Here is a 14,136-nt window from a genome sequence, read left to right as displayed (position 1 = left end):
AATCATGCATCATTTTCATGTAAAATCGACAATTTTCGTATATTGTCCGCATAGAGTTGTCATGATATGATGGAAAAAAGTGTGCTTTCACTTGGGGGGGATACGTTGTGAAAGCGGTCATTATGGCAGGGGGAAGAGGAACACGGTTACGTCCGTTAACTTGTCATGTTCCAAAGCCCATCGTACCACTTATGAATAAACCTGTAATGGAGTATAGTATTGAATGGTTAAAGCAATATGGAATTACGGATATTGCTGTAACCGTTCAATATTTAAGCGATGAAATTATTGAATATTTTGGGGATGGACGTCGATTTGGTGTACATCTTCATTACTTTGACGAGACGACGCCACTTGGAACAGCAGGAAGTGTAAAACATGCTCAATCTTTTTTAGACGATACGTTTGTTGTCATTAGTGCAGATACGTTGACGACAATTCATTTACAGGAAGCGATCAATTTCCATTTCTCCAAACAAGCATTAGTTACCGTTCTTATGCACCACGAAACTACTCCTCTTTCATACGGTGGAATTGTCACAGATCGACACGGAAAAATCGTTCATTTCGTTGAAAAACCAAAATGGAATGAAGTGTGTAGCGATTTAGTCAATACAGGCATTTACATTTGCCATCCAGCTATTTTTAATTATATTCCCGAACACTTGCCTTGCGATTTTAGTCAACATATTTTTCCATATCTCATTCAGCACGAACACCCGATATACGGATGTGAAGTGGATGGTTATTGGTCTGATGTTGGTGTCATCGAACAATATCATCAAACACATATCGATTTATTACAGCAACGTTTCGTTTCTTCTCATTATAAAGAAATAGCTCCTAGTGTATGGATCGGTGAGCGAGTTCACATTGCACAAGGAGTAAAATTAGAAGGGCCGCTTCTTATTGGAGATGATGTGCGTATTGATGCGCATGCAACGATTGGACCATACACGGTAGTTGGTTCACGTTCAGTCATTAGTAAATACGCATCGTTAAAGCGATCAATTGTTTGGTCCGATGTGTATATTGACGAGCATAGCGAATTACGAGGAGCAGTTGTGGCAAATGAAGTGTACATCGGTAAAAAAAATGAAATATTTGATTATGCAGTCATTGGAGCAAAGTGCAGATTAGAAAATAAAGTGAAAGTACGGCATGCTGCTAAAATTTGGCCGAATAAAACAATCGCAGAAAAAACAAAAGTGAAAGATTCGGTCGTATGGGGGGGAAAACGCCCGAACGTATTGTTCCGTCAAAACGGGATAAGCATGCGTGCACATGTCGATGCTCATCCTCCATTTATCACACAACTGGCTTCAGCGTATAGTAGTCTACATGAAAAAGGGAATCGAATATTAATTGGCTTTGACGCTCATCCGTTTTCTAAAGCGCTTGGAACGTTGTTTGCTCAATGTTTGCATATGTACGGTATGTACACGAATATATACGATGGAGGATATTTACCTGCTTTTCGTTATATCATCCGTCACAAACGATATCACGGTGGAGTATTTATAACAATGGACGAACGTGGTGATGAAGTTATTATTGACATACATGATGAATACGGATTTCCCATTGATCGAACGATGGAACGAGCCATTGAACAACAAATGGAACATGAACATTACATGTCAGCGATTCAAATGGGTGAAGCAATGGAGCAAAAGGAGAACGATGAAACGTATATTCGCGCATTGCGTCAATGGATTGCTTTTTCTGCATCGGAACAATGGAAAGTTGTCATCGCTAGCCCTCTTTTATTTCGGGACATGATTCATCATACACTTCAGTTGTTTGCTATTGAAGTGATTTGGACGGAAAATCGCGATGATGAACATATTCGGGAGCAAATAAAGAATGAACAAGCGCAGTTTGCGATTGTTTTTGATCATTCAGGTGAACGTTTTCGCGTTTTTGATGGGCAAGGGATAGCATTGACGAAAGAAGAAATGATCTCATTACATGTGTTAGTGTCCCTTTTATGTAGTGAAACGAAAAAAGTAGCAGTTCCTGCTTGGGCGCCGTCTGTGTTACACACGTTAGCAGAACGACTATATGGCGATATTGTTTATGTAAAAGATACGAGACGAGAGTTTTTGCTCGCACATCATCATGAGTCGTTTCATTTTTATTTTGATGGGCTGTATGCATGTGTGCAGCTGTTGCATTTGTTGTCTATTGAACGTTGTTCGCTTCGCACGATTGTGTCGTCCATTCCAACGATTCATTTATCATGCCGTGATGTTTATTGCCCATGGCATGAACGGGCAGCTGTTATGCGTAAATTGTTAGAAGAATCGTATGACAAGCATGTAGATTTTACAGATGGCATGAAAGTGTATCATGAAGATGGAGAATGGACGCTCATCTTACCCAAAGTAGATGAACCGACGTTGACCATTTATTCTCAAGCAAAAAATGCTCAAAAAGCAAAAGAATATACAAAATACTATATAAAGAAAATTCGGCAATATCAAAACGTATAAAATTGATATGGAAATTGTTTAAGAAAAATGATATCATGGAAAGGTGTGATTACAATACTTTTGTTTGGAGGGAAAGAACGATGCGTGTAAATATTACGTTAGCGTGCACAGAATGCGGCGAACGCAACTATATTTCAACAAAAAATAAGCGCAATAACCCAGAGCGCCTTGAATTGAAAAAGTATTGCCCACGAGACAAAAAAGCAACAGTTCATCGTGAAACGAAGTAAGCAGTAGGATTTTTTTCCTGCTGCTTATTTTTTTGCGAAAGAGGGGGAAGGATAATGGATAAGAAACGATTCCGTCAGCAAATGAAACAACGTATTTTACATATGACTACAGAAGAACGTACACAAAAAGCGGGAATTATTCACGACATATTATTTCAGCAACATTATTGGAAAAAGGCCCATATGATTGGCATTACGATTTCACGACAAATAGAAGTAGACACAATACGTATTATTGAACGCGCTTGGAAAGAAGGAAAAAAGGTTGCAATTCCGAAATGCGAGCTAGCAACGAAACAAATGACATTTCGAGAAATTGATTGTTTTCAACAAATAGAACGTACTTTTTTTGATTTATATGAACCGATTGTAGAAGAAACGAGAGAAGTACAAAAACATGAAATCGATTTGCTATTCGTTCCAGGTCTTGCTTTCGTTCGGCAAGGGTATCGTCTTGGCTACGGTGGAGGATATTACGATCGTTATTTAGTCGATTTTCCGAACGACACCCTTTCACTCGCATATGATTGTCAAATTGTTTCTACGTTGCCGATTGAACAACATGATATTCCTGTTCAAAAGATGATTACGAATAAAGGAATAATTGTTTGTGAAAGCGAATCATAAAACAGCATAAGCGTTTTCATATTATACAGGAGAAAAAATTAACAAAATGTTAATAATTCATGCCTCATAAACTTTGTGAAACAGTGTACAATGTAAGTGTGAAACAGATAAACAATGCACATATTGTAAAATAATATAAACGAAAGGTGGAAGAAATATGTCAAATAAAGTGAATCGTGTTGTTTTAGTTGGGACAGGTTTTGTCGGCTCGAGTTATGCGTTTGCTCTTTTAAATCAAGGGGTGACAGAAGAGCTCGTTCTTATTGACATTAATAAAGAAAAATCAGAAGGGGATGCGATGGACTTAAACCACGGCATGCCGTTTGCACCGTCCCCAACAAAAATTTGGTTTGGCAATTATGAAGACTGCAAAGATGCAGACATTGTTGTGCTAACAGCAGGGGCAAATCAAAAGCCAGGGGAAACACGATTAGATTTAGTGGAGAAAAATACGAAAATTTTCAAAAACATTATTGATCAAGTCATGGCGAGTGGATTTAATGGCATCTTTCTCGTCGCAACAAATCCAGTTGACATTTTAACATATGCAACATGGAAGTTTTCGGGATTACCGAAAGAGCGCGTCATCGGTTCAGGAACGATTTTAGATACAGCTCGCTTCCGATATTTATTAGGCGAATATTTCGACGTCGATACACGTAACGTACATGCGTATATTATTGGGGAACATGGCGATACAGAGTTACCGGTTTGGAGTCATGCATTTATCGGTTGCCGTCCAATTGCCGATATGATGAAAGAAAAGCCACAATATAAGCAAGAAGATTTAGATAACATTTTTGTGAATGTACGTGATGCAGCGTATCAAATTATTGAACGAAAAGGTGCGACGTACTACGGTATTGCGATGGGACTTGTTCGCCTAACAAAGGCGATTTTACAAAACGAAAATAGCGTCCTTACTGTCTCAGCTTACTTAGAAGGACAATATGGTCAAAACGATATGTACATTGGCGTACCAGCGATCGTAAATCGTAACGGCATTCGTGAAGTCGTCGAATTGCAATTGAACGAAGAAGAAAAAGAAAAATTTACTCACTCTGCCAATGTGTTAAAAGATGTAATGAAACGCGTTGGGTTGCAATAGGTTGTCTCATGATGAGGCAACCTTTTTATAATTTCAACGAGAAAAGGGAACGGTAAACGTGAGGAGGGTGATCATATTGAATGGAAAAACATTCATCTTTACGTTGATGGTAGGACTTGTTCTCTACCGCTTTCGTTATCGGTTATTGAATGAAATATTGAAACGAGAAGCTATTCAAAAGCGAGTTGTACAATGGGGGATGTCCATTCCGTTTATTCGCCATCGCCTGATGCCCACATTATTTTTACAAAAGTACAAATAGTTGCACTTTGTAAAAGAGTGTGGTAAAAGAAGGGTATGATAGCGAAGGGAGAGGAAAGGTTGAGTATTCGCTTCGATTTTGTATATTGGCAAATGATATTTCAGTTTTTGCAGGAAAACTATACTATCGTCTATATGTCGCCTGATGAACAAGAAGTTTGGTTGCAATCTGCACGTGAACGAAAAGCGCCACTCATTCGTCTCGTTCGAGCAGACATGGATTGGAGCGTATCATTAAAAAATGATATGGAGCGTGCGCTCGTTGTTGTTGACGAATGGCGGAGAAGTCAATTTCGCCGCCAACTGCAAGTCGTCAACATATACGTCATGATGGATCCTCCTGTTGACGATTGGGAATGGTACGTTCATCGTCCGTTTAAGACTGAACGAGTACATATGCAAACATTTATCATGCATAAAAACAATATGTATGAGACATTACATGAACTAAGTGTGTTGTTTCACCACGCATTGAAAATATATGTACCTGATGATTCCCCGATGTTGCAAAATGAGTTGCAAATATTTAAACAACATGTTTTATCGTCTGCAGAGCGCATGCATGAAAATGAGCGTCGCATATTTGAACGTGGAAAAGCAAGATTTACATATGTATTTATTGCTTTGCAAATGGTGATGTTTTTTATTTTAGAATGGAACGGTGGAAGTACAAATACGTTGACGCTCATTCAATACGGTGCAAAATTTAACCCACTTATTTTGCAAGGAGAATGGTGGCGCTTTTTTACTCCTATCTTTTTACATATTGGCTTTTTACACTTGGTCATGAATACGTTTGCGCTATATTATTTAGGTCCGCTCGTTGAAAAATTGTACGGTTCATTTCGATTTTTATTTATTTATCTTTTCGCTGGTTTTGCAGGCTCGCTCGCTAGTTTTTTATTTTCACCGTCCGTATCCGCGGGAGCGTCCGGTGCAATTTTCGGATGTTTCGGCGCTTTGCTTTACTTTGGAAGAGCATATCCGCATGTATTTTTTCGAACGATTGGGATGAATGTATTAACAGTGATTGGGATTAACTTGGCATTTGGTCTCGTTGTTCCAAATATCGATAATGCGGGTCACATTGGCGGCTTAATCGGTGGATTTTTAGCTGCAAGCATCGTCCATTTTCCAAAAGAACGTGTTCGTCTCGGTCAATGGTTAGCTGCTCTATTTACATTGGTCGTTACGCTTGTTTGCTTATATGTCGGCTTTCAACGACCGCCAGCAGATCAAGCACAACTCATTCTTGCGTTGTCAAAGCAGTATATTGATGAACGAGCATACGAACAAGCAGAACACATGTTAACACTCATTCATGAACAAGATGCTGAAGCATATAAAGCAGATTTTCTACGCGCCTATATTCGTATACAACAAAAAGATTACGACGGTGCAAAACAATATTTATATGCTGCGCTTCATAAAAACGACCGTTTTCACGAAGCCTTTTATTATTTAGCACTGTTGTATGCAGAAGAAAAAAATTATGAACAAGCAAAACAAGCTGCAGAACGTGCGTTGCAGCTTAAACCAAATGACGAACAATATAAACAATTATTTCGTGAACTCGAGCAGTTGTTTTAATATGACGATCTCTCCATCTGCTGTTTCTGTCACGACAAACAGTTTACTGTAATCTTTTTTAATTAAAATGAGCGGAACGGTACTACCGATTGGTGATTCAATCGAACCGTTCTGTTTTTTTATACCTAAAAAATAGTTTTTGTACAAACCTTCCCATAAATTACCGATCATCGTTTCTGTTTTATTTGTCGTTAAATCCATAAATGGTTGCTCATTATATTGAACAAGCTCAGGCAAATACAAATGATAATAATCATCTTTTTCCAATATGCCTCCCATTTGCTCGGCAACTTTGTTTACAATCGTTTGAGTTTGTTTATTTAATGTATTTGCCCATGTTTTTTGTTCGGCTGTCGTTGGTTTGCGAAACGATTGAAGAGGTAAGAAAGATGAGTCAATGACATATAATACATCTCCACTCATTTTTTGACTGCTTCGAATGTTGTTTCCGTTATGCAACTCCCCTTGATGATACGAAATAGCTTGAAACAATCGACTTCCCTTTTGTTTGAGTTGTTTTTGTTGAATAAGATTTTTCCCATTCTCTTTCCATTTTGATTGCGTGGAAATTAGCCTCCCATTAGCAAACAATAACGAAATATCTTGTCGTAAGTAAGCGGTTCGATCAAGCGATGAAGTGACGATCCAATCGACGACATAATTTTTTTGGGGTTGTAGTGATAATTTTGTTTCGGCAGTTGTAAAGCGAACGGTCGGATCGATCGGGAAAAACATAATTGTCTCGCGAGCAGGCCGCTCAAAAGCTTGGACGATGACGATAAATACGAATAGCAGTATAAATAGCGATATGAAACGTTTCATCTCATTCCTCCGGTCAAGCATACATTTATAAAAAATGTATGTGTATACAAACCGAAATATGTATGAATGAATATCGATATGTCAAAGATGGATGGTAGTCCATGTAAGGTAGGTGATCGGAATGAAGCGCGTATCTTCGCGTCTTTCAGAAAACGTTTCATATATGAAAACAAAGCTTGGAGTGGGGAAAAGTTTTGACGTTATTTATTTAGATGTTCATTATGCAGGAAAAGATATGGCTTTATTTATGATTGACGGATTTGTCAAAGATGATATTCTCCATTACTTAATGAAATTGTTGTCCGAATTGCCGGACGGTGTGTTAGATGAACAACCGTTAGATAAATTGTTACGGACGCATCTTCCGTATGTTGAACTCGATCAAACAGACGATTTTGAACGTATCATTGATGGAGTGTTGGCAGGACCGACAGCTTTATTTGTTGATGGAATGGCAAAAGCGATTTTAATTGATGCACGTACATATCCTGTGCGTGGACCTCAAGAGCCAGACATGGAGCGAGTTGTTCGAGGTGCACGTGATGGGTATGTAGAAACAATTGTATTTAATACGGCGCTAACAAGACGGCGCGTACGTGATCGTTCATTACGAATGGAATATATGCAAATTGGTCGTCGTTCAAAAACGGATGTATGTGTTTGTTATATTGAGGATATTGCCAATGCAGAGATTGTCGAAGAAGTGAAACAATCATTGGCGAAAATTGATACCGACGGTTTACCAATGGGAGAAAAAACAGTAGAGGAATTCATTTCTGGTAGGCATTTTAATCCTTATCCTGTCGTTCGTTATACAGAAAGGCCAGATACGGCAGCAGCGCATTTATATGAAGGACATGTTCTTATTTTTGTTGATGGATCTCCGAGTGTGTTAATTACACCAGCAACATTTTGGCATCATTTACAACACGCAGAAGAATATAGAAATAAGCCGATTGTCGGTGCATATTTACGCTTCGTACGATTTCTCGCCGTATGGTTATCTATTTTTTTACTGCCACTTTGGTATATGTGGATGAAAAAACCCGAACTCGTGCCGCACGCTTTATCATTTGTCTCAAAATCAACAGAAGGCAATATTCCATTATTTGGACAAATTTTACTTATCGAGTTTGGGCTAGATATGTTACGGATGGCTGCCATTCACACTCCATCTGCTTTAGCAACAGCGCTTGGGCTTGTTGCTGCACTAATGATCGGTGGGATTGCCGTTGAAGTTGGGCTATTTTCTAACGAAGTCATTTTATATTTTGCGATGGCGACTATTGGGACGTTTGCGACACCAAGTTATGAGCTTGGATTGGCCAATCGGCTCGTTCGCCTTGCTTTGCTGATTGTAACAGCGTTATTTGGTGTTGTTGGCTATGTTGTAGGCATTACCGCATGGTTAGTCATGCTTGCACGCATGCAATCGTTTGGCGTTCCGTATTTATGGCCGTTTATTCCATTTTCATATCGTGGGATGCGCGATGTACTTATTCGTTCCCCAATTCCATTGAAAAATCGTCGTCCAACTGTCTTACATCCAAAAGATCCAGATCGGTAAAAATGTGAAAAATATCGCAAAGACATTGTTCAGTTCTTGACGACCTTTTGTTTTCCTTATACATTTAAAATATGTAAATTGAAAACGCTTATACACGACAGGTGAAGAAAATGAAATCTGTATATGATGTACAACAATTATTAAAAAAATATGGAACGATTATTTATGTCGGTGATCGCCTTGCAGATTTAGAATTAATGGAAGACGAACTGAAAGAATTATTTCAAGCGCAGCTCGTCGACGTGAAAGATTACCAAATGGCGCTTCTCATTTTGCGTCATGAAGCACAAATCGAACGAGAAAAAAGAGAAAAGGGATGAAGGAACAATGGAACAATGGTTAGTTGGTGTAGATTTAGGTGGAACGACAGTCAAATTAGCGTTTGTAAATATGTATGGGGAAATCATTTGTAAATGGGAAATTCCAACAGACAAATCGGAACAAGGAAAACATATTATAACACATATTGCTAAAGCAATTGATGAGAAATTGCGCGAATTAGATGAATCAAAAGAACGACTTATCGGTATTGGGATTGGTGCCCCAGGACCTGTTAATATGGCGACAGGGGATATTTATGAAGCAGTAAATTTAGGGTGGAAAAACTTCCCTTTGAAAGATCGATTAGAAATGGAAACAGGACTTCCTGTTGTTGTTGATAACGATGCGAACATTGCAGCGATCGGGGAAATGTGGAAAGGAGCGGGCGATGGCGCGAAAAATTTAATTCTCGTTACGCTTGGCACTGGTGTTGGTGGCGGTGTGATCGTAAACGGTCAAATTGTTCATGGAACAAACGGTGCCGGTGGCGAAATTGGCCATATCACGTCCATTCCAGAAGGAGGGGCATCTTGTAATTGTGGCAAAACAGGGTGTTTAGAGACAATTGCTTCAGCGACGGGTATCGCTCGTATTGCAACGGAACGTTTACAACAAACGAACGAACCGAGTTGTTTACGAGATGTTTGGAAAGAGTCCGGAACTGTTACCGCGAAAGATGTATTTGATGCCGCGAAGAAAAATGATACGTTAGCGCTACACATTGTTGATGAAGTGACCTTTCATCTTGGTTTAGCGCTCGCTAATTTGGCAAACGGTTTAAATCCGGAGAAAATCGTCATTGGTGGCGGTGTGTCGAAAGCAGGGGATATGTTAGCGCAAGCGGTTGCCCGTCATTTTAAACGTTTTGCGTTCCCGCGCGTCGCCGAAGCTGCTGACATTGTCATTGCTACCCTTGGAAATGACGCTGGTGTAATCGGTGGGGCGTGGCTAGTGAAAGAAAATATTGCATAAAAACAGACGAGGAAATCGTCTGTTTTTTTGTCGAAAATTTGTCGGTAAAAAACGTCTTGCCTTTTTGTAAGAAAAGGTGTAAAACAGTCATATGTGGATGCGCGACTTGTCTATTATATTGTTTATAGTTTAAGATAACAGTTGCTTTTTTGTTAAGAAAGTATTAATATTGTCTTTGGTTAAGATAAAAAAATGTAAAAAAACGGATGTACCTCACACAGCATAGAATAAACATCGGATGTGGATGGATTAAAGGAGGGAGATATATGAAAAAATACCGTTTCATTCTTTTTGCGGTATTACTTTTATGGATGAAGACATATTTAGTGTATAAAAATAGTTTTGATATAAAAATTGAGTCATGGAAGCAGGAGTTTATTTTATTCATTAGTCCATTAAGCTTCCTGTTATTTATTTTTGGGCTTGCTTTGTTTATGAGCGAGAAAAGACGCAATCGCTATATTGTCATTACGAGTTTCATTATTTCATTTGTTTTGTATGCGAACGTTATGTTTTATCGCTTTTTTAGTGACTTTATCACCATTCCTGTGCTGTTCCAAACGAACAACATGGGTGATTTAGGAAATAGCGTATTTGAACTGATGAACGTTTCTGACATTTTCTTTTTCCTTGATGTTGGGTTGCTTGCTTGGATGGCGTATAAAAAAGTATCTATTGCACAATATGTGCCAGCGACAAAACGTTTTCGTCGCACGTATTTTCTTGCGACATTGGCCATTGCTCTATTTAACCTAGGATTAGCGGAAACAGAGCGTCCAGAGCTGTTAACGCGCACGTTTGACCGTGAAATGTTAATTAAAAACTTAGGTATATACAACTATCACGTATATGATATTATTTTGCAGTCGCGTTCAAAAGCGCAACGTGCATTAGCGGATAGTAGTGAATTAGCGGATATTCAAAACTACATTAATGCAAACGAGAAAGCACCGAATAAACAATTGTTCGGTATTGCAAAAGGTCGTAATGTAATCATCGTTTCGATGGAGTCGTTACAAAGCTTCGTCATTAATAATACGGTGAATGGACAAGAAATCACGCCGTTTTTAAATGACTTTATTAAACAAAGTTATTATTTTGATAACTTTTACCATCAAACAGGACAAGGAAAAACATCAGATGCGGAGTTTATTATTGAAAACTCATTGTATCCTCTTGGTCGTGGTGCAGTCTTTTTCACACACGCGACAAATGAGTACAACGCCACGCCAGAAATATTGAAAAACTATGGGTACTATTCAGCGGTGTTCCATGCGAACAATAAAAGTTTTTGGAACCGTGACGTGATGTACCAATCAATGAAATACGATCGTTTCTTCTCGATGACAGACTATAACATTACAGAAGAAAATTCAGTTGGTTGGGGTTTAAAAGACATTCCGTTTTTTGAGCAATCTGTACAACATTTAAAAACGTTACCACAGCCATTTTATACAAAGTTTATTACATTAACGAACCACTTCCCATTTGAATTAGGGGAAGAGGATAAAATGGTTCCAGAGTATACATCAAATAGCCGGACGTTAAACCGTTATTTCCCGACGGTTCGATATATGGATGAGGCGTTAAAAGTATTTATTGAGCAGCTCAAAAAAGAAGGATTGTATGAAAACTCGATCATCATTCTTTATGGAGACCATTATGGTATTTCTGAAAACCATAATAAAGCGATGGCTCAATATTTAGGTAAGGATGAAATTACACCATTTGACCACGTTCAATTACAACGTGTTCCATTGATCATTCATATCCCGGGTGTAACAGATAAACATCCGAAAGTGATTTCAAAAGTGTCTGGGCAAATTGATGTCAAGCCAACACTGCTTCACTTGCTTGGTATTGATACACGCAATCAAATTCATTTTGGTGAGGATTTATTTTCAAAAGATAAGCTTGACTTTGCCGTTCTTCGTGACGGTAGCTTCGTAACGAAAGACTACGTATACACAAAAAACGCATGTTACGATAAGAAAACAGGAACAGAGGTCGATGGATCTTACTGTGAACCGTACATGGAAAAGGCGCGCCAGGAGCTTGATTACTCCGACAAAATTGTATACGGAGACTTGTTGCGCTTCTACAATAAACAACAGGAAAATAAACGATAAGCTAGCTCTGACGACAGGGCTAGCTTTTTTATGTGAAAGGCATATGAAAGCCTTCGACGGGGAATGAATGGCATACATACGGACAAATTCATCATTCATACAATGAAGTAAGGGGGAGAGAGAGATGTACGATTTTTCGACATTGATGCATGATATTGACCAATTGCAACATCATTCGATTGTTCGTATACATGAAATCGGAAGAAGTGTGTTAAACAAACCGCTTGTGGAATTGCAGATTGGCGAAGGTGAAACATATGTGCATATGAATGCGTCGTTTCACGCGAACGAATGGATTACTTCCGCAGTTGTGATGGCGCTTGTTCGTGACTATGTGCAAGCGTTACGGAACAAACAGCATCTTTGTGGCTATGACGTACAACAATTGTATAAAAAAACAACTTTATCCGTTGTTCCGATGGTAAATCCAGATGGGGTGGATCTTGTATTACACGGAAAAAAAGCGGCACAACATTATGAAGATGAAGTGGTACGCATAAATGGGGGAAGCGAAGATTTTTCACAATGGAAAGCAAATATTCGAGGGGTTGACTTAAACAATCAATTTCCTGCAAAGTGGGAAGTAGAGAAAGAAAGAAAAATTCCAAAAACACCTGCACCGCGTGATTTTCCTGGTTTTTCTTCGCTAACTGAACCAGAGGTGCAAGCGATGGCAACGTTGACAAAAGAACGCGATTTTTTAAAAGTGCTCGCATTTCATACGCAAGGAAAAGAAATTTATTGGGGATATGAACAATGCGAACCGCCCGAAGCGGAAGAAGAAGTAAATGAATTTGCGAAATGGAGTGGTTATGTACCAGTTCGGTATATTGACAGCCATGCTGGATATCGCGATTGGTTTATTTTCAATTGGAAGCGATGTGGGTATACGATTGAACTTGGTGAAGGGGTAAATCCGCTTCCTTTTTCTCAATTTCCTTCTATTTACAACGAAAGCATCGGTATTTTTATTACTGCCCTTGCCCGTACGTAAAAAGACGCCAATACGTTGGCGTCTTTTTAATGGGCAACTGGATATCCGTGGTGAATAACAGTCATAATGGTAAACCAACCAAATACAGCAACTGTTCCTACGCCGAACAATACGCCTAGGAAATTTTTCTCGCGTAACGAACGGATTACGCCGTAAGCAGCGAGCAATGTAACTAGCGTAAAGATCACGACTAAAATGATCCCTGTTGGCATAATTTCCCCTCCTTATGTATACCGATTATTCCTTTTCCATTGTAATCGTTTTTGTTACGTTTGTCGAGGTGCAAAACGTATGTTGTTCGTGTACAATAAGGATAGAATATATGCGGAAAGCGAGGAAATGTGATGAAGTGGAAACGAATTCCTTTAGGGCCGTTGCAAACAAATGCGTATGTGCTTGCCCATGAAAATGGGACATGTTTAATTTTTGATCCGGGTAGTGAAGGAAGAAAACTCATCCAGTATATTGAAGAAAACGGTTGGACGCCACTAGCAGTTTTGCTCACACATGCTCATTTTGATCATATTGGAGCAGTTGACGACGTAAGAAATCACTGGTCTATTCCAGTGTATGTACATAAAAAAGAACAACATTGGCTAACCGATCCAATGAAAAACGGGTCTTTATTATTTATGGGAGAAGCAATTATTACAAACGACGCCGACGTCTTCGTTGAAGGAGAAAAAACGTTGACGATTGGTCCTTTTTGTATTCAATTGCTTGAAACACCAGGGCATTCACCGGGCAGTTTGTCATACTATATCGAAGACGCTCAAGTGGTCGTATCAGGGGATGTGCTATTTTCAGGAAGCATAGGTCGTACGGATTTACCTGGAGGAAGTTACGAACAATTGCTACAAAGCATACATCGCAAGCTTCTTATTCTTCCTGAAGAAACAGTTGTTTTATGTGGGCATGGCTCTGAAACAACGATAGGAGCGGAGATGGATACGAATCCATTTTTAAACGGGTTTTAAGCAAAAAAAAATTCCCTTCTCCATACAGAGAAGGGGGTTTGGG

13 protein-coding genes and 1 pseudogene are annotated in these 14,136 nt (G+C 39.0%); 12 read left to right on the top strand and 2 right to left on the bottom strand.

Features of this window, described 5'->3' with window-relative positions:
* The first annotated feature begins 107 nt into the window (after positions 1 to 107).
* From HNR43_RS02180 to HNR43_RS02155, 6 genes are all read left to right on the top strand, one after another.
* Complete coding sequence (locus tag HNR43_RS02180) at positions 108 to 2,495, top strand: sugar phosphate nucleotidyltransferase (RefSeq protein WP_183240856.1); 2,388 nt, start codon at positions 108 to 110, stop codon at positions 2,493 to 2,495.
* Between the two features lie 80 nt (positions 2,496 to 2,575).
* Positions 2,576 to 2,725, top strand: a complete 150-nt coding sequence (gene rpmG / locus HNR43_RS02175; protein WP_004889517.1) for a 50S ribosomal protein L33 — start codon at positions 2,576 to 2,578, stop codon at positions 2,723 to 2,725.
* A gap of 54 nt (positions 2,726 to 2,779) precedes the next feature.
* On the top strand, positions 2,780 to 3,352 hold the full coding sequence (locus HNR43_RS02170; protein WP_183240854.1) for a 5-formyltetrahydrofolate cyclo-ligase: 573 nt from the start codon (positions 2,780 to 2,782) through the stop codon (positions 3,350 to 3,352).
* A gap of 157 nt (positions 3,353 to 3,509) precedes the next feature.
* Positions 3,510 to 4,460 (top strand): L-lactate dehydrogenase, encoded by a 951-nt coding sequence (locus HNR43_RS02165; protein ID WP_021095204.1) that lies wholly within the window; start codon positions 3,510 to 3,512, stop codon positions 4,458 to 4,460.
* 76 nt (positions 4,461 to 4,536) lie between these two features.
* Entirely contained in the window at positions 4,537 to 4,722 is a 186-nt protein-coding gene (locus tag HNR43_RS02160) for a hypothetical protein (protein ID WP_055440972.1), read from the top strand.
* A gap of 59 nt (positions 4,723 to 4,781) precedes the next feature.
* The gene (locus HNR43_RS02155) at positions 4,782 to 6,311 is read left to right on the top strand and encodes a rhomboid family protein (protein ID WP_246346218.1); all 1,530 of its coding nucleotides are present in this window, start codon (positions 4,782 to 4,784) and stop codon (positions 6,309 to 6,311) included.
* Here the strand turns inward: HNR43_RS02155 and HNR43_RS02150 are convergent.
* Complete coding sequence (locus HNR43_RS02150; protein WP_183240849.1) at positions 6,282 to 7,133, bottom strand: hypothetical protein; 852 nt, start codon at positions 7,131 to 7,133, stop codon at positions 6,282 to 6,284. The genes HNR43_RS02155 and HNR43_RS02150 overlap by 30 nt on opposite strands.
* Before the next feature lie 121 nt (positions 7,134 to 7,254).
* Between HNR43_RS02150 and HNR43_RS02145 the strand changes: the two genes are divergently transcribed.
* The 5 genes and pseudogenes from HNR43_RS02145 to HNR43_RS02125 all read left to right on the top strand — a co-directional run bounded on the left by HNR43_RS02145 (position 7,255) and on the right by HNR43_RS02125 (position 13,116).
* Positions 7,255 to 8,700, top strand: a complete 1,446-nt coding sequence (locus HNR43_RS02145) for a spore germination protein (protein ID WP_183240847.1) — start codon at positions 7,255 to 7,257, stop codon at positions 8,698 to 8,700.
* Between the two features lie 110 nt (positions 8,701 to 8,810).
* Complete coding sequence (locus HNR43_RS02140; protein WP_055440968.1) at positions 8,811 to 9,020, top strand: YqgQ family protein; 210 nt, start codon at positions 8,811 to 8,813, stop codon at positions 9,018 to 9,020.
* Between the two features lie 7 nt (positions 9,021 to 9,027).
* A complete protein-coding gene (locus tag HNR43_RS02135; protein ID WP_183240845.1) occupies positions 9,028 to 9,993 on the top strand; it encodes an ROK family glucokinase in 966 nt (321 codons plus the stop codon).
* 266 nt (positions 9,994 to 10,259) lie between these two features.
* Complete coding sequence (locus HNR43_RS02130; protein ID WP_183240842.1) at positions 10,260 to 12,122, top strand: LTA synthase family protein; 1,863 nt, start codon at positions 10,260 to 10,262, stop codon at positions 12,120 to 12,122.
* Between the two features lie 102 nt (positions 12,123 to 12,224).
* Positions 12,225 to 13,116: pseudogene (locus HNR43_RS02125) on the top strand (M14 family metallopeptidase).
* A gap of 26 nt (positions 13,117 to 13,142) precedes the next feature.
* On the opposite strand, the gene HNR43_RS02120 reads toward HNR43_RS02125, so the two are convergent.
* Positions 13,143 to 13,328 carry a DUF2759 domain-containing protein gene (locus HNR43_RS02120; protein ID WP_183240835.1) on the bottom strand — a complete coding sequence of 62 codons (186 nt, stop codon included), beginning with the start codon at positions 13,326 to 13,328 and terminating at the stop codon, positions 13,143 to 13,145.
* Between the two features lie 132 nt (positions 13,329 to 13,460).
* On the opposite strand from HNR43_RS02120, the gene HNR43_RS02115 reads away from it, so the two are divergent.
* Positions 13,461 to 14,093 carry an MBL fold metallo-hydrolase gene (locus HNR43_RS02115; protein ID WP_183240832.1) on the top strand — a complete coding sequence of 211 codons (633 nt, stop codon included), beginning with the start codon at positions 13,461 to 13,463 and terminating at the stop codon, positions 14,091 to 14,093.
* The last annotated feature ends 43 nt before the right edge of the window (positions 14,094 to 14,136 follow it).

The sequence above is a fragment of the Anoxybacillus mongoliensis genome (genome assembly GCF_014201515.1).
Classification (GTDB): domain Bacteria; phylum Bacillota; class Bacilli; order Bacillales; family Anoxybacillaceae; genus Anoxybacillus; species Anoxybacillus mongoliensis.
This window is presented reverse-complemented; position numbering and strand designations above follow the sequence as displayed.